The sequence below is a fragment of the Streptomyces sp. XY431 genome, from assembly GCF_001279805.1.
Classification (GTDB): Bacteria; Actinomycetota; Actinomycetes; order Streptomycetales; family Streptomycetaceae; genus Kitasatospora; species Kitasatospora purpeofusca.
In genome coordinates, this window is record NZ_LGDO01000022.1 from 1 (window position 1) to 24,398 (window position 24,398).

Annotated in this window: 20 protein-coding genes; 18 read left to right on the forward strand and 2 right to left on the reverse strand. The window is 71.9% G+C overall.

Annotated features, from left to right (window positions below; genetic code table 11):
- Positions 1-240: 240 nt before the first annotated feature.
- From ADK60_RS03850 to ADK60_RS45580, 16 genes are all read left to right on the forward strand, one after another.
- The gene (locus ADK60_RS03850) at positions 241-1,104 is read left to right on the forward strand and encodes a Rossmann-like and DUF2520 domain-containing protein (protein ID WP_051741738.1); all 864 of its coding nucleotides are present in this window, start codon (positions 241-243) and stop codon (positions 1,102-1,104) included.
- Positions 1,104-2,009: a pantoate--beta-alanine ligase gene (panC, locus tag ADK60_RS03855; protein ID WP_045937961.1), complete on the forward strand. Its 906-nt coding sequence runs from the start codon at positions 1,104-1,106 to the stop codon at positions 2,007-2,009. The genes ADK60_RS03850 and panC overlap by 1 nt, the downstream gene beginning before the upstream one ends.
- 131 nt (positions 2,010-2,140) lie before the next feature.
- Positions 2,141-2,590: an aspartate 1-decarboxylase gene (panD, locus tag ADK60_RS03860; RefSeq protein ID WP_045937962.1), complete on the forward strand. Its 450-nt coding sequence runs from the start codon at positions 2,141-2,143 to the stop codon at positions 2,588-2,590.
- Positions 2,591-2,605: 15 nt separating this feature from the next.
- Positions 2,606-4,279 carry an L-aspartate oxidase gene (locus tag ADK60_RS03865; protein ID WP_053643249.1) on the forward strand — a complete coding sequence of 558 codons (1,674 nt, stop codon included), beginning with the start codon at positions 2,606-2,608 and terminating at the stop codon, positions 4,277-4,279.
- Between the two features lie 5 nt (positions 4,280-4,284).
- On the forward strand, positions 4,285-5,277 hold the full coding sequence (nadC, locus tag ADK60_RS03870) for a carboxylating nicotinate-nucleotide diphosphorylase (RefSeq protein ID WP_045937964.1): 993 nt from the start codon (positions 4,285-4,287) through the stop codon (positions 5,275-5,277).
- A 57-nt stretch (positions 5,278-5,334) separates the two neighbouring features.
- Entirely contained in the window at positions 5,335-6,129 is a 795-nt protein-coding gene (locus ADK60_RS03875; RefSeq protein WP_045937965.1) for a type III pantothenate kinase, read from the forward strand.
- A gap of 88 nt (positions 6,130-6,217) precedes the next feature.
- Positions 6,218-6,991: a hypothetical protein gene (locus tag ADK60_RS45575; RefSeq protein WP_079008031.1), complete on the forward strand. Its 774-nt coding sequence runs from the start codon at positions 6,218-6,220 to the stop codon at positions 6,989-6,991.
- 240 nt (positions 6,992-7,231) lie between these two features.
- Positions 7,232-9,031: a hypothetical protein gene (locus ADK60_RS44470; RefSeq protein ID WP_053643253.1), complete on the forward strand. Its 1,800-nt coding sequence runs from the start codon at positions 7,232-7,234 to the stop codon at positions 9,029-9,031.
- A 99-nt stretch (positions 9,032-9,130) separates the two neighbouring features.
- The gene (gene lysX / locus ADK60_RS03890) at positions 9,131-10,687 is read left to right on the forward strand and encodes a bifunctional lysylphosphatidylglycerol synthetase/lysine--tRNA ligase LysX (protein ID WP_078896162.1); all 1,557 of its coding nucleotides are present in this window, start codon (positions 9,131-9,133) and stop codon (positions 10,685-10,687) included.
- Positions 10,688-10,691: 4 nt separating this feature from the next.
- Positions 10,692-10,814 (forward strand): hypothetical protein, encoded by a 123-nt coding sequence (locus ADK60_RS47425; RefSeq protein WP_030393758.1) that lies wholly within the window; start codon positions 10,692-10,694, stop codon positions 10,812-10,814.
- A gap of 141 nt (positions 10,815-10,955) precedes the next feature.
- A complete protein-coding gene (locus ADK60_RS03895) occupies positions 10,956-11,405 on the forward strand; it encodes a BlaI/MecI/CopY family transcriptional regulator (RefSeq protein WP_053643255.1) in 450 nt (149 codons plus the stop codon).
- Between the two features lie 9 nt (positions 11,406-11,414).
- Entirely contained in the window at positions 11,415-11,951 is a 537-nt protein-coding gene (locus tag ADK60_RS03900) for an amino-acid N-acetyltransferase (RefSeq protein WP_045937969.1), read from the forward strand.
- A 92-nt stretch (positions 11,952-12,043) separates the two neighbouring features.
- Positions 12,044-12,394 carry a histone-like nucleoid-structuring protein Lsr2 gene (locus tag ADK60_RS03905; RefSeq protein ID WP_045937970.1) on the forward strand — a complete coding sequence of 117 codons (351 nt, stop codon included), beginning with the start codon at positions 12,044-12,046 and terminating at the stop codon, positions 12,392-12,394.
- A gap of 658 nt (positions 12,395-13,052) precedes the next feature.
- Positions 13,053-15,572 carry an ATP-dependent Clp protease ATP-binding subunit gene (locus ADK60_RS03910; protein ID WP_030393754.1) on the forward strand — a complete coding sequence of 840 codons (2,520 nt, stop codon included), beginning with the start codon at positions 13,053-13,055 and terminating at the stop codon, positions 15,570-15,572.
- Positions 15,573-15,922: 350 nt separating this feature from the next.
- Positions 15,923-18,271, forward strand: coding sequence for an immune inhibitor A domain-containing protein (locus ADK60_RS03915; RefSeq protein WP_053643257.1), 2,349 nt, complete (start codon positions 15,923-15,925; stop codon positions 18,269-18,271).
- Between the two features lie 421 nt (positions 18,272-18,692).
- Positions 18,693-19,571, forward strand: coding sequence for a M23 family metallopeptidase (locus ADK60_RS45580; protein WP_053643259.1), 879 nt, complete (start codon positions 18,693-18,695; stop codon positions 19,569-19,571).
- Positions 19,572-19,631: 60 nt separating this feature from the next.
- Here ADK60_RS45580 and ADK60_RS03925 read toward each other — a convergent pair whose 3' ends face one another.
- Positions 19,632-20,258 carry a TetR/AcrR family transcriptional regulator gene (locus ADK60_RS03925; protein WP_052708781.1) on the reverse strand — a complete coding sequence of 209 codons (627 nt, stop codon included), beginning with the start codon at positions 20,256-20,258 and terminating at the stop codon, positions 19,632-19,634.
- A gap of 252 nt (positions 20,259-20,510) precedes the next feature.
- Between ADK60_RS03925 and ADK60_RS03930 the strand changes: the two genes are divergently transcribed.
- Positions 20,511-22,139, forward strand: a complete 1,629-nt coding sequence (locus ADK60_RS03930) for an MDR family MFS transporter (protein WP_053643261.1) — start codon at positions 20,511-20,513, stop codon at positions 22,137-22,139.
- 85 nt (positions 22,140-22,224) lie between these two features.
- Here the strand turns inward: ADK60_RS03930 and ADK60_RS03935 are convergent, their stop codons facing one another.
- Positions 22,225-23,199: an HhH-GPD family protein gene (locus tag ADK60_RS03935; protein WP_053643263.1), complete on the reverse strand. Its 975-nt coding sequence runs from the start codon at positions 23,197-23,199 to the stop codon at positions 22,225-22,227.
- Between the two features lie 182 nt (positions 23,200-23,381).
- On the opposite strand from ADK60_RS03935, the gene ADK60_RS44475 reads away from it, so the two are divergent.
- Entirely contained in the window at positions 23,382-24,317 is a 936-nt protein-coding gene (locus tag ADK60_RS44475) for a hypothetical protein (RefSeq protein WP_063783033.1), read from the forward strand.
- Positions 24,318-24,398: the final 81 nt, after the last annotated feature.

Here is a 24,398-nt window from a genome sequence, read left to right on the forward strand (position 1 = left end):
GCCCCGGCCCCCGCCCACGCTCCGGACCCGGCCCCGCCCGGTCCGGAGCGAACCGCTCCGCGGGCCCGGCCCCGCCCGTAGAATGGGCCGGTACGTCCGGTACCCCGGCAGTGGACTGGAACGGAACCCCTGGACAAAGGTGGACGCGTGAGTCCGTCCGACTTCGCCGACCGCGGCGAGTTCGCCCCGCTCGCCGACGGCCTCGGCGACCCGGCCGATCCCGGCAACCGCCCCGCCCGCCTGGCTGTCGGCGTGGTCGGCACCGGCCGGGTCGGCCCGGCGCTCGGCGCCGCCCTCCAGCTCGCCGGCCACAAGGTGGTCGCCGCCTCCGGGGTGTCCGCCGCCTCGCGCCGCCGGGCCGAGACCCTGCTGCCGGGCGTACGGATCGTCACCCCGCCGCAGGTGCTGGCCGCCGCCGACCTCGTCCTGCTCACCGTCCCCGACGACGCGCTGGCCGACCTGGTCACCGGCCTCGCCGCCACCGGCGCCGTCCGGCCCGGCCAGATCCTGGTGCACACCTCCGGCGCGCACGGCGTGGCCGTGCTGGAGCCGGCCGCCGCGGCCGGCGCGCTGCCGCTCGCGCTGCACCCCGCGATGACCTTCACCGGCACCTCCGTCGACCTGGCCCGGCTGGCCGGCTGCCCGTTCGGGGTGACCGCCCCCGAGGAACTGCGCCCGGTCGCCGAGGCGCTGGTGGTGGAGATGGGCGGCGAGCCCGAGTGGGTGCCGGAGAGCGTCCGCCCGATGTACCACACCGCCCTCGCGCACGGCGCCAACCACCTGGTCACGCTGGTCGCGCAGGCGATGGAGCTGCTGCGCACGGCCGGCGTCGCCGAGCCCGGCCGGATGCTCGGCCCGCTGCTCGGCGCCGCGCTCGACAACTCCCTGCGCTCCGGCGACGCGGCCCTCACCGGCCCGGTCGCCCGGGGCGACGCCGGCACCGTACGGCGCCACCTGGCGCAGCTCAGTACGGTGTCCCCGGACATCCCCGCCGCCTACCGGGCGATGGCCCGGGCCACCGCCCAGCGCGCCCTGGCCCGCGGGACGATCGACGAAACGTCGGCGGCGGCGCTGCTGGACGTACTGAACGAGGAGAAGCAGTAATGGCACGCGGCAAGCAGCCGGGCAAGGCCCAGCACGCCCCGAAGGTCCACCGGGCCGTCGTCACCCGCACCGTCGACGACTTCGAGTCGGCGTTCTGGCCGGACGAGCAGCCGGTCGACAACGCGGTCGTGATGACGATGGGCGCCCTGCACGAGGGCCATGCCGCGCTGATCCGGGCCGCCCGCAAGCAGGTCGGCCGGGAGGGCCGGGTCGCCGTCACCGTCTTCGTCAACCCGCTGCAGTTCGGCGCCGGCGAGGACCTGGAGCGCTACCCGCGCACCCTGGACGACGACGTGCGGCTGGCCGAGGCCAACGGTGCCGACGTGGTCTTCGCGCCGTCCGTCGACGAGGTCTACCCGAACGGCGAGCCGCAGGTGCGGATGGCGGCCGGCCCGATGGGCGAGCGCTACGAGGGCGCCACCCGGCCCGGCCACTTCGACGGCGTGCTGACCGTCGTCGCCAAGCTGCTGCACATCACCGACCCGGACTTCGCGTTCTTCGGCGAGAAGGACGCCCAGCAGCTGGCGGTCGTCCGCCGGATGGTGGCCGACCTGGACTTCGACGTCGAGATCGTCGGCGTACCGACCGTCCGCGAGGAGGACGGCCTGGCGCTCTCCTCCCGCAACCGCTTCCTCTCGGCGGAGGAGCGCGCCCGCGCCCTGGCCCTCTCCGAGGCCCTGTTCGCCGGCCGGGACGCGGCCGCGCGGGGCCCGAAGGCCGTGCGCGAGGCCGCCTCGGCCGTGCTCGACGCCGCCGAGGGCGTCGACCTCGACTACCTCGCCCTGATCGATCCGCACGACTTCACCGAGGCGCCGGACGACTTCCAGGGCGAGGCGGTGCTGGCCGTCGCCGCGAAGGTGGGCGCGACCCGCCTGATCGACAACGTCCGCATCATCGTCCGGTAGCCACCGCGCCGGACCCGGCACACCGGATCGCAGCACCGGATCGCAGAACCGGACCGAAACAAACGCTCGCCCGAAGAGCGTTGGGCAGCAAGTACCCCCTAGGCATGCACTCACAGGAGGCGTGACCCGCAATGCTCCGCACCATGCTCAAGTCCAAGATCCACCGGGCCACCGTGACCCAGGCCGACCTGCACTACGTCGGCTCGGTCACGGTGGACGAGGACCTGCTCGACGCCGCCGACCTGCTCCCCGGCGAGCTGGTCCACATCGTCGACATCAACAACGGCGCCCGGCTGGAGACGTACACCATCGCCGGCCCGCGCGGCTCCGGCGTCATCGGCATCAACGGCGCCGCCGCCCGGCTGGTCCACCCCGGCGACCTGGTCATCCTGATCGCCTACGGGCAGATGGACACCGCCGAGGCCAAGGGCTACCTCCCCAAGGTCGTCTTCGTGGACGAGCGGAACCGGGTCACCGGCACCGGCGGCGACCCGGCCGAGGCCGGGGAGGGCACCGGACTGCTGCGCGGCGACGCGGCGTACCGTGGCGACAACGGCGCGGCCGGCCCGGTCGCGCGCTAAGGAGCCACTGAAGTCATGTCCGTCACCCACCGCCTCACCGCCCCCGCGCCGGGCTGGACCACCGACACCGATGTCGTCGTGGTCGGCTCCGGCGTGGCCGGGCTCACCGTCGCCCTCAACGTCCGCCGGGCCGGCCTGCGGGCCCTGGTGGTCACCAAGGCGATGCTGGACGACGGGTCCACCCGCTGGGCCCAGGGCGGCGTCGCGGCCGCCCTCGGCGAGGGGGACACCCCCGAGCAGCACCTGGCCGACACCCTGGTGGCGGGCGCCGGGCTGTGCGACGGGGACAGCGTCCGCACCCTGGTCACCGAGGGCCCGGACGCGGTCCGCCGACTGATCGCGCTCGGCGCGGCCTTCGACCGGGGCGAGGACGGCGACGTCCTGCTCACCCGCGAGGGCGGCCACCACCGGAACCGGATCGCGCACGCCGGCGGGGACGCCACCGGCGCCGAGATATCCCGCGCCCTGGTCGAGGCGGTCCGCCGGGACCCGGACATCGAGCTGATCGAGCACGCCCTGGTGCTCGACCTGCTCACCGACGCCGACGGGCACGCCGCCGGACTCACCCTGCACGTGATGGGCGAGGGCCAGCGGGACGGCGTCGGCGCCGTCCGGGCCCGCGCGGTGGTGCTCGCCACCGGCGGCATGGGCCAGGTCTTCTCGGCCACCACCAACCCCCCGGTCTCCACCGGGGACGGCGTGGCGCTCGCGCTGCGGGCCGGCGCCGAGGTCACCGACCTGGAGTTCGTCCAGTTCCACCCCACCGTGCTCTGGCTCGGCCCCGAGGCGGAGGGCCAGCAGCCACTGGTCTCCGAAGCGGTCCGCGGCGAGGGCGCGCACCTGGTCGACGCGGACGGCGTCCGGTTCATGGTCGGGCAGCACGAGCTGGCCGAACTCGCCCCGCGTGACATCGTCGCCAAGGCGATCACCCGCCGGATGCAGGAGCACGGCACCGACCACATGTACCTGGACGGGCGGCACTTCGGCGCCGGGATGTGGCAGCGGCGCTTCCCCACCATCCTGGCCTCCTGCCGCGCGCACGGCATCGACCCGGTCACCGAGCCGATCCCGATCGCGCCGGCCGCGCACCACGCCTCCGGCGGGGTGCGCACCGACAACCGCGGCCGGACGTCCGTCCCCGGCCTCTACGCGTGCGGCGAGGTGGCCTGCACCGGGGTGCACGGCGCCAACCGGCTGGCCTCCAACTCCCTGCTGGAGGGCCTGGTCTTCGCCGAGCGGATCGCCGCCGACCTGGCCGCCCGGCGCACCGCCGGGGACCTGCCCGAGCGCGTCGTCGACGTCGAGGCGGCCGGTGCCGCCCGCCCGGTGCCGCTGCCCGCGCCCGAGGCGCGGGCCGAGATCCAGCGGCTGATGTCGCGCGGCACCGGCGTGCTGCGCTCGGCCGCGTCGATGGCCGCCACGGCGGAGGGCCTGGCCCTGCTCGCCGGGCAGACCCGCGCCGCCGTCGCCGAGGAGAAGCCGGCCGACCCCCGGGTGGAGACCTGGGAGGCCGCCAACCTGCTGCTGGTCGCCGACGCCCTGGTCACCGCCGCCGCGCAGCGCGAGGAGACCCGCGGCTGCCACTGGCGCGAGGACTTCCCGGAGCGCGACGACGCGCACTGGCAACGCCATCTGATCACCACCCTCACCGCCTCCGGCGGACCCGTCAGCACCCTCGAGGAGCCGTAACCACCATGACCGACGCGACCGACGTGACCCACCTGCACGAGCACGAGCACGACGAGCTCCCGCTGGCCGGCGGCTGCGGCGACGGCTGCGCCTGCGGGGACGGCGAGGGCTACGAGACCGGCCTGGACCCCCAGCTCGCCGAACTGCTGGAGGAGGCCGGCCTGGACCCGGTCGAGGTCGAGGACATCGCGACCCTGGCGCTGGCCGAGGACCTGGCCGGCGGCGAGGACGTCACCTCGGTGGCCACCGTGCCCGCCGACGCCGTCGCCACCGCCGACTTCACCGCCCGCGCGGCGGGCGTGGTGGCCGGCCTGCGGATCGCCGAGGCCGTCGTCTCGCTGGTCTGCGAGGAGGAGTTCGAGGTCGAGCGGCACGTCCAGGACGGCGACCGGGTCGAGGCCGGCCAGGTGCTGCTCTCGGTCCGCTCCCGCACCCGGGACCTGCTGACCGCCGAGCGCAGCGCGCTCAACCTGCTCTGCCACCTGTCCGGCATCGCCACCGCCACCCGCGCCTGGGCGGACGCCCTGGAGGGCACCGACGCGGTGGTCCGCGACACCCGCAAGACCACCCCTGGCCTGCGCGCGCTGGAGAAGTTCGCGGTCCGCTGCGGCGGCGGCGCCAACCACCGGATGGCGCTCTCGGACGCGGCCCTGGTCAAGGACAACCACGTGGTCGCGGCCGGCGGCGTCGCCGAGGCCTTCCGGGCCGTCCGGGCCGCCTACCCGGAGCTGCCGGTCGAGGTCGAGGTCGACACCCTGGAGCAGATCACCCCGGTCCTGGAGGCCGGGGCGGACCTGATCCTGCTGGACAACTTCACCGTCCCGCAGCTGCGCGAGGCGGTCGCCCTGGTGGCCGGCCGGGCCGAGCTGGAGGCGTCCGGCGGACTCACCCTGGCCACCGCGCGCGAGGTCGCCCAGACTGGTGTCCAGTACCTGGCGGTGGGCGCGCTGACCCACTCCTCGCCGATCCTGGACATCGGCCTGGACCTGCGCGCCTGACCGTCCGTCCGGCCCGCTCGCCCGTTCGCCCCCGGTCCTCGACGCAGAAAGCACCTGATGCTGCTCACCATCGACGTCGGCAACACCCAGACCACCCTCGGCCTGTTCGGCGGTGAGGAGGTGGTCGAGACCTGGCGGATCTCCACCGATCCGCGCCGCACGGCGGACGAGCTGGCGGTGCTGCTGCACGGCCTGATGGGCTCGCAGGGATCGCGCACCGCGATCGCGGACGCGAAGGTCGAGGGCCTGGCGATCTGCTCCTCCGTCCCCTCCGTGCTCCACGAGTTCCGCGAGGTGGCGCGCCGGTACTACGGCGACGTCCCCGCGGTGATCGTGGAGCCGGGGGTGAAGACGGGGGTGCACGTCCTCATGGACAACCCCAAGGAGGTCGGCGCCGACCGGATCGTCAACGCGCTGGCCGCCAACCACCTCTACGGCGGCCCCTGCATCGTGGTCGACTTCGGCACCGCCACCACCTTCGACGCGGTCAACGCCCGCGGCGACTACGTCGGCGGCGCGATCGCCCCCGGCATCGAGATCTCGGTCGAGGCCCTCGGCAACCGCGGCGCCCTGCTGCGCAAGATCGAGCTGACCCGCCCGCGCAACGTGATCGGCAAGAACACCGTCGAGGGCATGCAGTCCGGCATCCTCTACGGCTTCGCCGGGCAGGTCGACGGCCTGGTCGACCGGATGGCCCGGGAGCTCTCCAAGGACCCCGACGACGTCCAGGTGATCGCCACCGGCGGCCTGGCCCCGCTCGTCCTCGGCGAGGCCGGCTCCCTCGACGTCCACGAGCCCTGGCTCACCCTCATCGGCCTGCGCCTGGTCTTCGAACGCAACCGCCCGAGCTGACCCGCGGGGGACGCGCCGCAGCGTCCGAACGTGGGGGCTCGGCGCGACACTACCGACAAATCGGATATTCCTCACGTAGTGTCAGCCCATGCCTACGCCACACGGATCGCGCGGCGGCATGGCCTTCAGCGCCGACGAAGTCCGCGTGCTGCGCCGCGCCCTCGCCCAAGCCCTGCACCCCGCCGTCCCCATCCACTTCCAGCTCTCCGACCGGCCGCTGTACGCGGACGCGGGTGCCGCCCTGTGGGCCGAGGACGTCCAGGACGCACTGCGTCTGACCGAGGCGATCGACGAGGCCGTCCAGGAGGGGGGCCGGCTGCGCGCCTTCCTCCTCGCCGACCTCACCCGCTACCGGGCCGCCCTGCCCGGCAGCGCCAGCGGCTACCTGGAACGGCTGGAGGAGGCGGTGACCGACGGCTACCTCCCGGGACCGGAGGACCTCACCGCGCTGCGCGGACTGTCCCGCCAGCCCTGCGGCCAGCACGAGCGCTCCCGCCGCTCCCGGCTGGCCGGACGCTGCCACGCACTGGCCGAGGCCGCCGTCCGCGAACGGCTCGCCCTCACCAGCGGCCAGCGCCACCTCGTCGCCGTACCGAGCCCCGCCGCACCCCCGAGCAGTCCCCTCATCCCTGTTGGAGGACGGATCCCGATGAGCAGCACCGAGCACCCCGCCGAGCAGCCCGCCGCCGCCCGCAAGGGCGCCCCCCGCGGCCCGCAGGACCAGCAGCCCGCCCGGCCGCACCGGATGCCCACCCCCGCCGAACTGTTCGGCCGCCGCCCCAAGGCCTCCTCCACCCACCCGGACCGGCCGGCCCACCCGGCCGCGCCCGAGGACCTGGAGCTGGCCACCGGCACCGGCTGAGCCCGTCCCGCCACCGCCTCCCGGGGAGGCCGCGCCGCACCGAGCGGCCCGGCCTCCCCGGTCCATCTGTCGACAATTCCGTTCCCCGGGCGGATCGTTCGGGTCACAACTCGATAACCATCACCGCGCGCGCCGCCGGATCGCTCCCGTCCTGTACGAATTGATGGGCGATCAACCGGGTTGACGTCCGGCCGACCGTCCATAAGGTCGCGGGGACACCCCACGATCAAGAGGATCCCCGTGAACTCGACCCGCACGCGCCGGGTGCTCGGCACGGCCGCGGCGACGGCCGTCGCCGCCCTGTCCGTCGGCACGCTCGCCGTCCCCGCCCACGCCGCGGGGCCGACCCTCAGCATCGAGGTCGGCGCCCTGGTCCAGATCCAGGGCGAGCCGACCACCCAGCCGCAGTTCGGCGAGAACGTCTTCCTCCGGGTCGGCCGGACCGGCACCGCCCCGGTCCCGGGCGCCAAGCTCACCCTCGACACCACCGGGCTGGACGGCGTCGCCGTGCTCACCGCCTCCGGCGGCCGCTGCGTCACCGCGGCCCGGACGATCACCTGCGACCTCAACAACCTCAGCAGCCCCAACGTCAACCTCACCGACCACCTGTGGCTGAGCGCCGTGCCCGGGGTCAAGCCCGGCACGAGGGGCATGGTGCACGCCGCGCTGACCGCACCCGGCGCCGAGTCGGCGAACAAGGACTTCGCGGTCGAGGTCGGCGGCGCCGTGTTCCGGACCGCCGAGATCGCCCCCAAGGCGCACGCCAAGGTCGGCAGCACCTTCACCCCGGCCGTGCGGTTCGCCAACCGCGGCGGCGTCTCGGCCGCCCGGGCGATCGTCGAGGTCCAGCTGCTGCCGGGCCTGAAGGTCGAGGACTGGCCGTCCAACTGCGAGTACGCCACCGACCCGGGCCAGATCGGCCAGGAGGGCTTCGGCACGCCGATCGCGACCACGCATGGCATCTGCACCGTCGAGGGCGAGATCCTGCCCAACGAGCCGGTCCGGCTGAACGGCCTCGACCTCACCGTCACCTCCGAGGCCGAGTACACCTTCGCGGACTTCTCGGTCTTCGCCGACCCGAACGCGGCCGCCGCGCAGGGACCGGCGCTGCGCAAGCGGCTGACCTTCCAGCACGGCACCGGCGCGCCCGCCACCCTGACCCGCGACTCCGCCGAGGGCATCCCCTCCGGCTACCCCGACATCAACGGCCACTTCACCGAGCAGGAGGTGTTCGCGGACAACGGCGCCGACTTCGGCCTGACCGGCACCTGGACCCCGGACGCCTCCGGCCGCACCGGCACGCTCACCATCACGGCCGCCAACCGGGGCCCGGCCTCGATCTTCGACCGCAGCGGCGGCGAGGGCACCCCGTTCGTCCGGATCCAGCTGCCGGAGGGCGCCACGGTCACCGACCTGCCCAAGAACTGCCGGGCGAACAACCGCGTCCTGGGCGAGCCCCAGGACCACCCGCTCAACAAGTTCGACTGCACGGCCTTCGACTTCTTCATGGCGAACGGCTCGTCCAGCCGCCACGTCCTGGGCGTGCAGCTGGACGAGGGCACCGTCCCGCTGTCCGCCACCGTCTCGTTCCAGAACCAGCTCAGCGAGCTGGAGGAGGGCTACCCGAGCGCCCCCATGAGCTGGGACCCCAACCCGGACAACGACCGGATCAAGGTCGCGCTGCGCTCGCTCCCCGCGCCCGTGACCCCCGTCCCGGACAGCGGGGCCGGGACTCCGGCCGCGCCGGTCGTACCGGCCTCGGCGGCGGACTCCACCGGCGCCGGCACCGGTGCCGGGAGCGGGAGCACCGCGGCCGGCTCCACCGGCGGCACCGCCACCACCACGGCCGGCCGGACCGCCACCCGGACCGGCACCACCGGGACCGCGGGCACGGCGGCGCTCGACCTCGCGGACGGCGGCGAGCTGGCCGACAGCGGCCGCGGCGACGCCGTCCCGCTGGCCTGGGCCTCCGCCACCGCGCTGGCCCTGGGCGGCGCCGCGCTCCTCACCTCCCGCCGCCTCGGCCGCCGGCGCTCCTGAACCCGTCGCGCGGGACGGGGGCGGCGGACCCCGGCCCCGCCCCGCGCGGCGCGGTAATCCCGTGGCGGAGCACCACCGCGGGCTGGCTACCCTGGTGGGGTGAGCGATCAGAGTCCCATCACCGCGACCGACGACCTTCCCGAGCAGATGCGCGTCCGGCGCGAGAAGCTGGACCGGCTCCGGGCGGCCGGCATCGACCCGTACCCGGTCGGCTTCCCCCGCACCAGCACCATCGCCGACCTCCGGGACAAGCACCCGGACCTGGCCCCGGACACCGCGACCGGCGAGCGGACCGGCATCACCGGCCGGGTGATCCTCTCCCGCACCGGTGGCAAGCTCTGCTTCGCGACCCTGCGGGACGGCTCCGGCGACCTCCAGGTGATGCTGTCCCTGGACAAGCTGGGCGAGGAGCGGCTGGCGGCCTGGAAGTCGGACATCGACCTCGGCGACCAGGTCGGCGTCGAGGGCGAGGTGATCACCTCCCGGCGCGGCGAGCTGTCGGTGATGGTGGACCGCTGGGAGCTCACCGCCAAGTGCCTGCGCCCGCTGCCCGACAAGCACAAGGGCCTGACCGACCCGGAGGCCCGGGTCCGTCAGCGGTACGTGGACCTGATCGTCAACCCCGAGGCCCGCGAGATCCTGCACCTGCGCTCCAAGGTGGTCCGCTCGATCCGCCGCACCTACGAGGAGCGCGGCTACATCGAGGTCGAGACCCCGATGCTGCAGCCGGTGCACGGCGGCGCCAACGCGCGTCCGTTCAAGACGCACATCAACGCCTACGACATCGACCTCTTCATGCGGATCGCCCCCGAGCTGTACCTCAAGCGGCTGGTGGTCGGCGGCGCGGAGAAGGTCTTCGAGATCAACCGCAACTTCCGCAACGAGGGCGCGGACTCCACCCACAACCCGGAGTTCACCTCGCTGGAGTCGTACGAGGCCTACGGCGACTACGACACCCAGGCCGAGCTGATCCGGGCCACCATCGTCAACGCGGCCCGGGACGCGCTGGGCACCACGGTGATCAAGGGCCTGGACCCGCACGGCGTGGAGCACGAGATCGACCTGGCCGAGCCCTGGGCCGAGGTGAGCGTCTACCCGGGCATCTCCGAGCACCTGGGCACCGAGGTCACCCCGGAGACCGGCGTCGAGGAGCTGCGCAGGCTGGCCGCCGAGCACGGCATCCCCTTCGAGCAGAAGTGGGGCCACGGCCAGATCGTGCTGGAGATGGTCGAGCGCCTGCTGGAGGAGAACGCCGTCCGGCCGACCTTCATCAAGGACTACCCGACCGAGGTCTCCCCGCTGACCCGCGAGCACCGCTCGATCCCGGGCGTGGCCGAGAAGTGGGACCTGGTGATCTTCGGTACCGAGATCGGCACCGCCTACTCCGAGCTGATCGACCCGGTCGAGCAGCGCGCCCGCCTCACCGCGCAGTCCCTGCTCGCGGCCGGCGGCGACGTCGAGGCGATGCAGATCGACGAGGACTTCCTGCGGGCCCTGGAGTACGCGATGCCGCCCACCGGCGGCCTCGGGCTCGGGGTGGACCGCCTGATCATGCTGCTCACCGGCAAGAACATCCGGGAGACGGTGCTCTTCCCGCTGGTGAAGCCGGAGCCCAAGGCATCCGCCGGTACGGCGGAGCAGAGCGAGGAGGAGTGACCTGATGGACTACGTCAGCGCGATCGTCCCACCCCTGGTCATGGCGATCGGCTTCGGCTTCCTGGTGCGGGCCATCATCCGCACCCAGGGCGGCGCCCAGAAGGCCAAGGAGGACCTGGTCGACTGAGTGGCCGCACGGCCGCCCGGCATCCGCCGGACGCCCCCGTCGCACCCCGCGCCGCCATTCCCGGATTCCGGGGGTGGCGGCGCGCCGGTTTCGCGGCACTTCACAAGATTTGCCCTGTTCACTCCCTATCCTGGCCGGACTATGGTCCGGCAACTCGGCGAACTTGAGAACGCCATCATGACCCGGGTGTGGCAGTGGAACCGTCCGGTCACGGTTCGCGAGGTCCTTCTGGATCTGCGGTCGGAACGGGAAATCGCGTACACCACGGTGATGACCGTCCTGGACAAGCTGCACCGAAAGGGCTGGCTCCGCCGGGAGCGCGTCGGCCGGGCCTATCGATATGAACCGGTCTCCTCGCGCGAGGCGTACACGGCGGCCCTGATGAACGACGCGTGGGCGACCGGCGACAATCCGGCCGCGGCCCTGGTGCACTTCTTCGGCCTGATGTCGCCGGAGCAACGGGAGGCGCTGCGGGACGCCTTGCGGGTGGCCGCTCTGTTCCCGACCGATCCGGTGGCCCCGGATTCTCCGGAGAGCGGACCCGGGAGCGGACCGGATACCGGGGAGACCGGATCGGGGCCGGCACGATAACGTCCGGCCATGGAGGTCACCATCCGCCGGGCGCGGACCACGGACGTGCGGGCAGTGCGCAGGCTCATCGACAGCTACTCGCGTGACGGGATTCTGCTCGACAAGCCCACCGTCATGCTGTTCGAATCGGTGCAGGAGTTCTGGGTCGCGGAACGCGACGACAACGGGACGGTGGTGGCCTGCGGCGCGCTCCACGTCATGTGGGAGGACCTCGCCGAGGTCCGCACGCTCGCCGTCGACGAGTCCTGCCGGGGCCACGGCGTCGGACACCTGCTGCTGGAGAAGCTGCTGCAGACCGCCCGCTGGCTCGGCGTCCGTCGGATTTTCTGCTTGACGTTCGAGGTCCCGTTCTTCGCGAAACACGGTTTCGTGGAGATCGGAGAGGTCCAGGAAACCGATGATGGTACGACAGACCCGGCAGCGATCGCTACGGATGTCTATGAAGAACTTCTCCGCTCGTACGATGAAGGTGTTGCCGAGTTCCTCGACCTGGAGCGGGTGAAGCCCAACACGCTGGGCAACTCGCGCATGCTGCTGCACCTGTGAGCCGCCCCCGGGACGGTCAGGGGTTTGTGTTTTCCGGAGAAAGGCGCTTTCCTTTCCTTAGGCAAAGGGTCGTTTAGCGGAAAGGGAAGCCCGTGGCACAGAGGGTGCAGGTCATTCTTGAAGACGATCTCGACGGCGGGTCGGCGGACGAGACGGTGACGTTCGCCCTCGACGGCGTTGCCTACGAGATCGATCTGAAGAGCGCCAACGCGGACAAGCTCCGCGGTCTGCTGGCGCCGTACGTCGAGAAGGGGCGCAAGCAGAGCGGCCGCCTCGCCGGCCCCCGCCGCGCGGGCCGCAGCGCCGCCCCGCGCCCGTCCGGCAGCGTCCCGGACACCGCCAAGATCCGCGCGTGGGCCAAGGAGCAGGGCCTGGAGGTCAACGACCGCGGCCGCGTCCCCAGCAATGTGCGCGAGGCCTACGAGAAGGCCAACGCGGCCTGATCCGGGCGCTGCCCGGCCGCCCGGACGGGTGCGGTGCCCCGGGCACCGGCCGAAGCGTCCACGGCACACGCGCGGGGCGCGGAGGGATTCCCTCCGCGCCCTGCGGCGTACGCCCGGACGGCGCCTCGGCGGCCCGGCGCGGGCCCGGCCGCCCGTTCGGGCAGCGGGCCGGGCGGCAGAACGGTCACGGCCTGTGCAACGCTGGAAGGGCGAAGCGGTAACGCGGGCGCCACCGGGACGGCGTACCGGCCACCGCGGCCGCGGCTGACCGACCGTCAGTGGCGGCCGACTTCTCGCCAGGCGAACACCGCCACCGCGGAAACTGCGCGAGAACCGCCCCGATACCGGGTATGAATGCAGATGGACGGGGTCCGCGACCCCGTCCGGGGCAGTACGCGTGACCGGTCGGACGCCCACCGACTGCGCCGCGGCGGCGGTTGTTCGCCGATGGCGTAGCGGTATCCGGTGCATCCGGCCCGCGTGCGGGAACACCGTCTCCCAACATCGGGTTGGGATTGGTGTCGGCTGGTCGCGCAGCATGTCGCTCCCCGCGAGGGGAGCGAATCCGTGGGCCGCGCCGCTGAGCGGGACTAGCATGCGGAAGGACAGGGCGGGGACGGACCCCGAACTGCCCGACCGCTCTGAGGAGCGATAAACGATGTTCGAGAGGTTCACCGACCGCGCGCGGCGGGTTGTCGTCCTGGCTCAGGAAGAAGCCCGGATGCTCAACCACAACTACATCGGCACCGAGCACATCCTCCTGGGTCTGATCCACGAGGGTGAGGGTGTCGCCGCTAAGGCCCTGGAGAGCCTCGGGATTTCTCTTGAGGCCGTTCGCCAGCAGGTCGAGGAGATCATCGGCCAGGGCCAGCAGGCCCCGTCCGGTCACATTCCCTTCACCCCGCGGGCCAAGAAGGTCCTGGAGCTGTCGCTCCGGGAGGCCCTGCAGCTCGGCCACAACTACATCGGCACCGAGCACATCCTGCTCGGCCTGATCCGCGAGGGCGAGGGCGTCGCGGCCCAGGTCCTGGTGAAGCTGGGCGCCGACCTGAACCGGGTCCGTCAGCAGGTCATCCAGCTGCTCTCCGGTTACCAGACCCCCGGCGGCAAGGAGTCGGCCACGGCCGGCGGTCCGGCCGAGGGCACCCCGTCGACCTCGCTGGTCCTGGACCAGTTCGGCCGCAACCTCACCCAGGCCGCCCGCGAGGCCAAGCTCGACCCGGTGATCGGGCGCGAGAAGGAGATCGAGCGGGTCATGCAGGTGCTGTCCCGCCGCACCAAGAACAACCCGGTCCTGATCGGTGAGCCCGGCGTCGGCAAGACCGCCGTGGTCGAGGGCCTGGCCCAGGCGATCGTCAAGGGCGAGGTCCCGGAGACGCTCAAGGACAAGCAGCTCTACACGCTGGACCTGGGCGCCCTGGTGGCCGGCTCCCGCTACCGCGGTGACTTCGAGGAGCGCCTGAAGAAGGTCCTCAAGGAGATCCGCACCCGCGGCGACATCATCCTGTTCATCGACGAGCTGCACACCCTGGTCGGCGCGGGCGCCGCCGAGGGTGCCATCGACGCCGCCTCGATCCTCAAGCCGATGCTGGCCCGCGGTGAGCTCCAGACCATCGGTGCCACCACGCTCGACGAGTACCGCAAGCACCTGGAGAAGGACGCCGCGCTGGAGCGCCGCTTCCAGCCGATCCAGGTCGCCGAGCCCTCGCTGCCGCACACCATCGAGATCCTCAAGGGCCTGCGCGACCGCTACGAGGCCCACCACCGGGTCTCGATCACGGACGCCGCCCTGGTCGCCGCCGCCACCCTGGCCGACCGGTACATCTCGGACCGCTTCCTGCCGGACAAGGCGATCGACCTGATCGACGAGGCCGGCTCCCGGATGCGCATCCGCCGGATGACCGCGCCGCCGGACCTGCGCGAGTTCGACGAGAAGATCGCCGATGTGCGCCGCGAGAAGGAGAGCGCGATCGACGCGCAGGACTTCGAGAAGGCCGCGTCCCTGCGCGACGACGAGAAGCAGCTCCTGCAGGCCAAGGCCAAGCGCGAGAAGGAGTGGAAGGCCGGCGACATGGATGTCGTCGCGGAGGTCGACGAGGAGCTCATCGCCGAGGTCCTGGCCACCGCCACCGGCATCCCGGTCTTCAAGCTGACCGAGGAGGAGACCTCCCGGCTGCTGCGCATGGAGGACGAGCTGCACAAGCGCGTCATCGGCCAGAAGGACGCCATCAAGGCGCTCTCCCAGGCCATCCGGCGCACCCGTGCGGGCCTCAAGGACCCGAAGCGCCCCGGCGGCTCGTTCATCTTCGCCGGCCCGTCCGGCGTCGGTAAGACCGAGCTGTCCAAGACGCTCGCCGAGTTCCTCTTCGGCGACGAGGACGCGCTGATCGCGCTGGACATGTCGGAGTTCTCGGAGAAGCACACCGTCTCCCGGCTTTTCGGCTCGCCCCCCGGCTACGTCGGCTACGAGGAGGGCGGCCAGCTCACCGAGAAGGTGCGCCGCAAGCCGTTCTCCGTCGTCCTCTTCGACGAGGTGGAGAAGGCCCACCCGGACATCTTCAACTCGCTGCTGCAGATCCTGGAGGACGGTCGCCTGACCGACTCCCAGGGCCGCGTGGTCGACTTCAAGAACACCGTCATCATCATGACGACCAACCTCGGCACCCGGGACATCTCCAAGGGCTTCAACCTGGGCTTCGCGGCCCAGGGCGACACCCAGACCGGGTACGACCGGATGAAGGCGAAGGTCAGCGAGGAGCTCAAGCAGCACTTCCGGCCCGAGTTCCTGAACCGCGTCGACGACATCGTGGTCTTCCACCAGCTGTCCGAGGAAGACATCATCCAGATCGTCGACCTCATGATCGACAAGGTGGACGAGCGGCTCAAGGACAAGGACATGGGCCTGGAGCTCAGCGTGGAGGCCAAGCAGCTGCTGGCCAAGCGCGGCTACGACCCGATCCTGGGCGCCCGGCCGCTGCGTCGGACCATCCAGCGCGAGATCGAGGACCACCTCTCCGAGAAGATCCTCTTCGGCGAGCTGCGGGCCGGCCACATCGTGGTCGTCGGTGTCGAGGGCGAGGGCAAGGAAGCGAAGTTCACCTTCCGCGGCGAGGAGAAGTCCGCGGTCGCGGACACTCCGGCCGCCGTCGCCTCGCCGGGTCCTGACCTGACGAAGTAGCAACATTTAACAGACAACAGCAACGGTTTGGGCCCCCGGCGTTCGCGCCGGGGGCCCAAACCGTTTTCCGTACCCCCGTCGAAACTGTGATCCGAACCACGAACCGGCAGGTCGCTGGCCTGAACGGGGGCCGGTGCGGGTGCGATCGAAGCTGCGGTCATCTTTAATGACAATGTTGTTGACAGCACGTCAGCTGATACGGAGTCGCGGAGGATAGCGCTGTGGCCATGTCACGGTCAAGGTCTATCTTTTCCGTCCACGCTTGGATCAAATGTCGTCCACCTGTCTTTCATTGGTTTACCGGAAGGCCAAGAGCCGGACGGTTTGGGGAGGACGTCACAACGTTGAAGATGACCAGGAAAGCCGCTTCGGCCGCCTCAGTCGCGGCGGTCATAGCCGCGCTCGGCGCGGGACTGCTCCCGAGCACGGCGGTCGCCGCCGGCGCCGCCCCCGTCCTGCAGGACCCGGCCGACGCCGTTCAGACCAGCACTGAGCACAACATTCCCGGCCCGCTGACCGAGAAGGTCGAGGCCGAGCAGAAGGCCGCCACCGAGCAGCTGCTCGCCGGCACCGCCAAGATCGAGCAGCACGGCGGCAGCTCCAGCATCAAGCTGGGCAAGGACAAGTACGTCGAGCTGGCCCGTGAGCGCACGGACAAGATCTTCACCATCCTGGTGGAGTTCGGCGACGAGGTGGACAGCACCACCAAGACGCCGGACGGCAAGATCAAGTACGGCGGCCAGCCCGGCCCGCAGCGCAACCAGATCGAGAAGCCGGACGCTGCGACCAACAACTCCACCCTCTGGCAGGCTGACTACAACCAGCAGCACTACCAGGACCTGTACTTCAACAAGGCCGGCGACTCGCTGAAGACCTACTACGAGAAGCAGTCCTCGGGCCGCTACTCGGTCGACGGCCAGGTCACCGACTGGGTGAAGGTCAAGTACAACGAGGCCCGTTACGGCTCGGACTACTGCGGCCAGCACGTCTGCGCCAACGCGCAGGACCTGATCCGCGACGCGATCAACACCTGGGTCGCCGACCAGAAGGCCAAGGGCCAGACGGACGAGCAGATCAAGGCCGCCATCGCGCAGTACGACCTGTGGGACCGGTACGACTACAACCACAACGGCAACTTCAACGAGCCGGACGGTTACATCGACCACTTCCAGATCGTGCACGCCGGTGAGGACCAGTCGGCGGGCGGCGGCAAGCAGGGCACTGACGCCCTGTGGGCCCACCGCTCGTACGCCTACGGCACCGGCGCCGGCACCACCGGTCCGGCCACCAACAAGCTCGGCGGCACCCCCGTCGGCGGCACCGGCGTCTGGGTCGGCGACTACACCATGCAGCCCGAGAACGGCGGCCTCGGTGTCTTCGCCCACGAGTACGGTCACGACCTCGGTCTGCCGGACCTCTACGACACCTCCGGCAGCGGCATCGACAACTCGGTCGGCTTCTGGTCGCTGATGTCGTCCGGCTCCTGGCTCGGCGAGGGCAAGAACTCGATCGGCGACATGCCGAACGACCTCGACGCCTGGAGCAAGCTCAAGCTCGGCTGGCTGAAGTTCGACAAGGCCAAGGCCGGCACCGAGTCGACCCACCACATCGGCCCGGCCGAGTACAACAGCGCGCTCCCGCAGGCGCTCGTCGTCGACCTGCCGAAGAAGGCCGTCACCACCACCATCAACAAGCCCTTCGCGGGCGCCAACGAGTGGTGGAGCGGCAGCGCGGACGACCTGAACGTCTCGCTGACCCGCGACGTCGACCTGACCGGCAAGGCCAAGGCCGCGCTGTCGGCCAAGGCCTGGTACGACATCGAGCAGGACTTCGACTACGGCTACGCCGAGGTCTCCACCGACGGTGGCGCCAACTGGACCGCCCTCGACGGCACCTACAACGGCGTCGCGCTGCCGAAGGACCCCTCCGGCAAGGCCTCGCTGACCGGCAACTCGGGCGACAAGTGGGGCGACCTCGCCTTCCCGCTGGACGCCTACGCCGGCAAGGCCGTCAAGGTCCGCTTCCGCTACACCACCGACGGCGGTCTGCACCTCAAGGGCCTGGCCCTGGACGACATCGCGGTGACCGCGGACGGCGCCAACGTCTTCACCGACGGTGCCGAGAACGGTGACAACGGCTGGACCGCCAAGGGCTTCTCGCGGACCACCGGCTCGTTCACCAACGACTACAACCAGTACTACATCGCGGAGAACCGCCAGTACGTCTCGTACGACCGCACCCTCAAGGTCGGCCCGTACAACTTCGGCTTCGCCGACAAGCCGGGCTGGGTGGAGCACTACCCGTACCAGGCCGGTCTGCTGATCTGGTACTGGGACGAGTCGCAGACCGACAACAACGTCACCAACCACCCGGGTCAGGGCCTGATCCTGCCGGTCGACTCGCACCCGGCCCCGCTGAAGTGGAAGGACGGCTCGCTGATGCGCCCGCGCATCAACGGCTACGACTCCACCTTCGGCTCGCGCCGCACCGACGGTCTGACCCTGCACAAGGCGGGCGTCGAGACGGTCATCCCGAAGTCCAAGGGCGTCGACGAGTTCTCCGACCTGAAGTCCTACTGGACCAACGAGAACAAGTACAGCAGCGTCATCGTCCCGAAGACGGGCACCAGCATCGAGGTCGAGAACGAGTCCTCGAACTACCTGGAGACCTGGATCCGCGTCCGCCCGGTCGACAACTGATCGAACCGAGCTCTGACGCCCGGTCCATGACCAGGCACCGCTGAGCCGATCCGGCCCGCTCCCGCACCCGCGGGGGCGGGCCGGATTCTTTGTACCCGGACGGTCCAAACACGCCGGGCGGGTGGTGCTCCTCACAGCCTCCGGGGGCGGTACGAGCGGGAGTAGTAGAACGGCGGGGCGTGCGGGGCCGGCCCTCATCCCCTGAACGGAGCATCCGATCACATGATCGTTACTCCGTCGGTTTGAATATCCGGCTCGATGATGACTACACGCCGTAGTACGTCACACGGTTTGGGGCTCCGCTCGGTGACGGTTACACCTGAGTGGTCCCCCACTCAGCACGCCCGAACGGGCTCAGCGTGCTGCCCCCGTACGTGTTCGTGAGGTTCCGATGTCTCCTGTCCCGCCTCTGGGGCCGGCCTTGTGCCGGCTCGCCGACGCCTTCCTTCGGCAGACCGACCGGAACCGCTCCACCACCGCCGCCGCGGCCGGGGCGGCCGTCCTGACCGGCGCACTGGTGCTCACCGCCGCGGTCAGCGCCTCGGCGCAGACCATCGCCCCGACCACCCCCGGCAGCTCGGTGTTCACCGCGCCGCACGGGGCGGCCGCGGCCCCGGCGCTGGTCCAGGTCGCCGGCCCCAGCCCGTACACCCTGCCCTCGGAGCAGTCCTCGGCCCAGGACTCGGTGGCGATCGCCGCCAATCTGCTGACCGCGCAGGCGGAGGCCCCGGCGCCGTCGGCCGACCAGGCACCAGCGCCGTCCGCCGACCAGGCGCCGGCCGAGGGGCAGCAGCCCGCCGCCGAGCCGGAGCCCGCCGCGCCGGAGCAGGCCCCCGCGCCCGCCGCCCCTGCGCCCGCCCCCGCCCCGGCCCCGGCCCCGGCCCCGGCCCGGCAGTGGTCCGCGCCGATCCCGGGGGCGCCCACCAGCAACCCCTACGGCGTGCGCAACCCCGAGTACGCGGCCGGGTACCACACCGGTGTGGACTTCGCGGTCTCCCCCGGCACCGCGCTGCTCGCGGTCGGCAACGCCACCGTGGTGTCGGCCGGCTGGGACGGCGCGTACGGCAAGGAGGTCGTGCTGCGGCTGGCCGACGGCCGCTTCGCCCAGTACGCGCACATGTCGGCGCTCGCGGTGTCGCCGGGCCAGAAGGTCGCGGCCGGGCAGCAGATCGGCCGCTCGGGCAACACCGGCAACTCGACCGGGCCGCACCTGCACTTCGAGATCCGCTCCGCCAACCAGTACGGCGCGGTGATCAACCCGATCGCCTACCTCGCCGCGCGCGGGGTCACCGACTTCTGATCCCGGGCAGCGGGGGGGCTCGGGCTCACGGGCGGCTCGGGGGGGCGCGCCTCGGGCGGCTCAGTCCGTCGGCGCGGGCCGGACGATCAGCCGGCAGATCTCCAGCGCCACGTGCTGGGCCGCCTCGACCGCCTCCTCGCGGGTGGCCTCGGCGACCGGGATCTCCCCGATGTAGCGGTCGACCTCGGGCCGCCGGTCCTGGTGCAGCAGGAAGAGCGCCGAGTTGATGGTGAACAGGGACATCATCGCCCGCAGCCGGTCCTCGAAGCTCGCCCCGGGGCCGTGAACCAGCCGGACCAGGGCGATCATGCGGTCCCGGAACTCCTGACCGGCCGGCAGGTCGCGCAGCGCGGGCTGGTTCTCCTGGAAGAAGCGCAGCAGCGGCGCCCGCTCGGACATCCCGGCCGCGAACCGGCGGATCAGCTCGTCCCGCACCTCGGGGGTCCAGGTCTGCTCGCGGCCCCAGGTGATCAGCTCGTCGATCGGCGCGGCGGTGGTCGCCACGATGCCGTGGACGATGTCTTCCTTCGTCTTGAAGTGGTAGTAGAGCGCGGCCTTGGTGACGCCCAGCCGGTCCGCGATCTCCCGCAGCGAGGTGCGCTCGTAGCCCTGCTCGGAGAAGAGCTCCAGGGCGATCGCGACGATGCGCGCCCGGGTGTCGCTACGGGGGCTCTGCGTCGTGCCCATCGCCTGCCTCTGACTGCGTCGTGGTTCGGTCCCCGGCGACCCGTGGCCGCCGCGGCATGAGCGGCGGGCGCCCCGGCCGGCGACCACTGGTGCGCCCATTCTTCCTTCCCCGGGAGTCCACCGAAAAACTGGCTTGACGACCGGCTAGTGAACAACCTACCGTGCCCACGGTCCACAAACTAGCCGGGCGACAAGTAAGGGGGCTCCCGCAGGCCCCACCGGTCGCCCGCCCCCTGCCCGGGAGTCCCACCCATGTCACACCCCAAGGCCGACAACGCGGCCCCCGAGAAGCAACCGGCCGAGGACGAGCAGCCCCGTTCGGCCCGCGAGATCCGCCTGGTCATGATCGGCCTGGTGGTCACCATGCTGCTCGCCATGCTCGACGGCCTGATCGTCGGCACCGCGATGCCGACCATCGTCGGCGAGCTCGGCGGCGCCGAGCACCTCTCGTGGGTGGTCACCTCCTACACCCTGGCCACCGCCGCCTCCACCCCGATCTGGGGCAAGCTCGGCGACCTCTACGGGCGCAAGGGCACCTTCCTCACCTCGATCGTGATCTTCCTGGCGGGCTCGGCGCTCTCCGGCCTCTCCCAGGACATGACGGAGCTCATCGGCTTCCGCGCCCTCCAGGGCCTGGGCGCCGGCGGTCTGATGGTCGGCGTGATGTCGATCATGGGCGCACTGGTCCCGCCGCGCGACCGCGGCAAGTACCAGGGCATGTTCGCCGCGGTGATGGCACTCGCCACCATCGGCGGCCCGCTGGTCGGCGGCTTCATCACCGACCACCTGAACTGGCGCTGGACCTTCTACATCAACCTGCCGCTCGGCGCCGTCGCGCTCGCCGTCGTCGTGGTCACCCTGAAGCTGCCGAAGGTCCGCAGCAAGGCCAGGATCGACTACCTCGGCGCGCTGCTGCTCACCACCGGCATCACCTCGCTCACCCTGATCACCACCTGGGGCGGCCAGGAGTACGCCTGGGGCTCGAAGCAGATCCTCGGCCTGAGCGCGCTGGCCGCGGCCACCCTGATCGGCTTCTGCTACGTCGAGCAGCGGGTCGAGGAGCCGATGCTGCCGCTGTCGCTGTTCAAGAACCTGAACTTCACCCTGGTCTCGATCATCGGCTTCGTGGTCGGCTTCGTGATGTTCGGCTCGACCGTCTTCCTGCCGCTCTACCAGCAGACCGTGCAGGGCGCCTCGGCGACCAACTCCGGCCTGCTGCTGATGCCGATGATGTTCGGAATGCTGGTCATCTCCCTGGTGGTCGGCCAGGCGGTGACCAAGACCGGCAAGTACCGGATCTACCCGATCATCGGCACCGTCGTGATGACCGCCGGCATGCTGCTGCTGTCGACCCTCTCCACCGACACCTCGGGCTTCGTCTCCGCCTGCTGGATGGTGGTGCTCGGTGCCGGCATGGGCTTCCTGATGCAGATCACCATGCTGGTCGCGCAGAACAGCGTCGAGCTCAAGGACATGGGTGTGGCCAGCTCCACCGCCACCCTGTTCCGCACCATCGGCGGCTCCTTCGGCGTGGCGCTGTTCGGCGCGCTGTTCAACAACCGGGTCACCGAGACCATGAACGAGCGGCTCGGTTCGGCCGCCGGGGCGGGTTCCGCGCAGGGCGGCGACCCGGCCCAGCTGAGCCCGAACGCGCTCAAGGCGCTGCCCGCGCCGGTCCAGGACGCCTACCACCACGCGGTGGCCAACGGCATGCACACCGTCTTCCTCTGGGGTGCGGCCGCCGCCGTGATCTCGGTCGCCGCCGCGGTCTTCATGCGGGAGGTACCGCTGCGCGGGGCCGGCGGGCCGCCCGCCGACGCCAAGGACGGCGAAGCCGGCAAGGACGCCCCGGTCGGCAACACCGAGGCCGTCGCGATCTGACCCGGTCCGACACCGGAACGCACCGGGCCCCCGCTCGCCGAACCGGCGGGCGGGGGCCCTCGTGTCGTACCCGGGGTCGGGAGCGCTACCGCGGCAGCCGGTAGACGCCCTGCTCGACCGGCTCGACCAGCCCGTCGGCGACCAGCCCGTCCAGGGCGCGGGCGCGCTGCACGGCGTCCGGCCAGACCGCGTCGAGCCGGGCCTGCGGCACCTCGTCGTGCGCCTCGCGGAGCACCGCGAGCAGCTTGCCGCGCACCTGGCGGTCGGTGCCCTCGTAGGTCTGGCCGCGCCGGGCCGGGCCATCGTAGGGCGGGCGGCCGGCCCGCTGCCAGGCGCAGGAGGTGAACAGCGGGCAGTCCCCGCACTCCGGGCCCCGGGCCGTGCAGACCAGCGCGCCCAGCTCCATCACGGCGACCGCCCAGGTGGCGGCCGTGCGGTCGGCGGCGGGCAGCAACGCGGTCGCGGTCCGCCGCTCGGCCGCCGTGGTGGCCTGCGCCGGGTACTCGGCACCGGTCACGGCGCGGGCGAACACCCGGCGGACATTGGTGTCCAGCACCACGTGCCGCTGGCCGAAGGCGAAGGAGGCCACCGCCGCCGCGGTGTACTCACCGACCCCGGGCAGCGAGAGCAGGGTCGCGTGGTCCTCCGGAACCTCGCCGCCGTGCTTCTCGGTGATCGCCACCGCGGCCCCGTGCAGGCGCAGCGCCCGGCGCGGGTAGCCCAGCCGCCCCCACATCCGGACGGCCTCGCCGGGCGCCTCGGCGGCCAGGTCGGCCGGGGTGGGCCAGCGCTCCATCCAGGTCTCCCAGACCGGCAGGACGCGCTTCACCGGGGTCTGCTGGAGCATGAACTCGCTGACCATCACGGCCCAGGGCGAGGCGTCCGGCGTCCGCCAGGGCAGTTCCCTGGCGTTGGCCGCGTACCAGTCGAGGACTGTCGCGTGCAGGACCGGCAGCGGCAGCCCGAGCTTCGGCAGCGCGTCGGCGGGCGCGGCGGGGCCCGGCGGTGCGGCGGGGCCGGCGGGTGCGGGGAGAACGGGGGTGACGGTGTTGGCAGCCATGGCCCTTCGATCCTCCCACGCCCGGACCGGCCGCCGAAGCGGATCATGAAGTTCCGCTTCGGCGTGCAAAACACCCCATTCAGCCTCGCCCGAACGGCGCAAATGGCGGATCATGTGAAGGAAGGGGTGACTGTGCGGTGTTGGTGCGTCAAGGGGCACACACTGTCTCGTAGAGTTTGGGCGTGCCCTCTCTCCGTCAACCCGTAGGACCGCTGCCGGCCTCGATCTACTGGCGTCGGCGTGTCGTCGTGATCGTCGCCGCCGTCGCGGTCGCCGCCCTCGTCATCTGGCTGATGACCGATCAGGGCGGGGGTGGCGACGGGGCGAAGGACAAGGCCGCACAGGCCGTACCGACCCAGAACCAGACGCCCGCCCAGGCGATCACGCCGGGCGCCTCACCGAGCGGACCGGCCAACAACTCCCGGCCCGGCAGCGGCAGTGGCGGCGGCAGCGCCTCCGGCGGCGCGGTGGGCGGCACCGGCGGCGGCGACGTCAGCCTGAGCACCGGTGGCACGACCGGTGGCGGCACCGCCCCGGCACCCGCCACCGGCGGGGCGGCGGGCGGCGGCACCGGCGGCGCGGGCAGCACGGGTGGTGGCGCGGTCGCGGGCGGAAGCACCTCGGGCGGCGGCACTCCGGCCGGTACGGGCGGCGGCGCGGGCAGCGCGGGCGGCCAGCCGCCGGTGAACACCGCCGAGATCATGGCCCTGCCGGTCTGCGCCTCCTCCCAGGTGACGCTCAATCTGGCCAGCGCCCAGAACTCCTACCAGCCCAAGGACAAGCCCAAGCTGGCGCTGACCATCAACAACTCCTCCGCCACCAACTGCCGGGTGGACCTGGGCCGGACCGCCTCCGCGATCACCGTCACCGCCAGCAACGGCGAGCGCATCTGGTCCTCCGGCGACTGCCCGGCCGACCGGAACAGCTCCTGGGTCCAGCTCCCCGCCAACGGCGGGCTGACCGAGACCTTCGGCTGGGACCGGGTCCGCAGCAAGCCGCAGTGCGCGACCGCCGACCCGGCACCCGCGCCGGCCGGCAACTACCTGGTGGTCGCCGACCTCACCGGCCTCTCCGGCGGCCAGGCCTCGGCCCGCTCCCCGATCCGCCTGGAGAACTGAGGCGGGTCCCTCGGACCATGAAGGAGGCCCGGACCGTTCACACGGTCCGGGCCTTCTGCGTGTCCGGGTGCGGGCACCGGG

Excerpts from the sequence above, each read along its gene's own strand:
- panC (WP_045937961.1), top strand. The coding sequence starts at position 1,104 with ATGGCACGCGGCAAGCAGCCGGGCAAGGCCCAGCACGCCCCGAAGGTC.
- panD (WP_045937962.1), top strand. The coding sequence starts at position 2,141 with ATGCTCCGCACCATGCTCAAGTCCAAGATCCACCGGGCCACCGTGACC.
- ADK60_RS03865 (WP_053643249.1), top strand. The coding sequence starts at position 2,606 with ATGTCCGTCACCCACCGCCTCACCGCCCCCGCGCCGGGCTGGACCACC.
- nadC (WP_045937964.1), top strand. The coding sequence starts at position 4,285 with ATGACCGACGCGACCGACGTGACCCACCTGCACGAGCACGAGCACGAC.
- ADK60_RS03875 (WP_045937965.1), top strand. The coding sequence starts at position 5,335 with ATGCTGCTCACCATCGACGTCGGCAACACCCAGACCACCCTCGGCCTG.
- ADK60_RS45575 (WP_079008031.1), top strand. The coding sequence starts at position 6,218 with ATGCCTACGCCACACGGATCGCGCGGCGGCATGGCCTTCAGCGCCGAC.
- ADK60_RS47425 (WP_030393758.1), top strand. The coding sequence starts at position 10,692 with ATGGACTACGTCAGCGCGATCGTCCCACCCCTGGTCATGGCGATCGGC.
- ADK60_RS03895 (WP_053643255.1), top strand. The coding sequence starts at position 10,956 with ATGGTCCGGCAACTCGGCGAACTTGAGAACGCCATCATGACCCGGGTG.
- ADK60_RS03900 (WP_045937969.1), top strand. The coding sequence starts at position 11,415 with ATGGAGGTCACCATCCGCCGGGCGCGGACCACGGACGTGCGGGCAGTG.
- ADK60_RS03910 (WP_030393754.1), top strand. The coding sequence starts at position 13,053 with ATGTTCGAGAGGTTCACCGACCGCGCGCGGCGGGTTGTCGTCCTGGCT.
- ADK60_RS03915 (WP_053643257.1), top strand. The coding sequence starts at position 15,923 with ATGACCAGGAAAGCCGCTTCGGCCGCCTCAGTCGCGGCGGTCATAGCC.
- ADK60_RS03925 (WP_052708781.1), bottom strand. The coding sequence starts at position 20,258 with ATGGGCACGACGCAGAGCCCCCGTAGCGACACCCGGGCGCGCATCGTC.
- ADK60_RS03930 (WP_053643261.1), top strand. The coding sequence starts at position 20,511 with ATGTCACACCCCAAGGCCGACAACGCGGCCCCCGAGAAGCAACCGGCC.
- ADK60_RS03935 (WP_053643263.1), bottom strand. The coding sequence starts at position 23,199 with ATGGCTGCCAACACCGTCACCCCCGTTCTCCCCGCACCCGCCGGCCCC.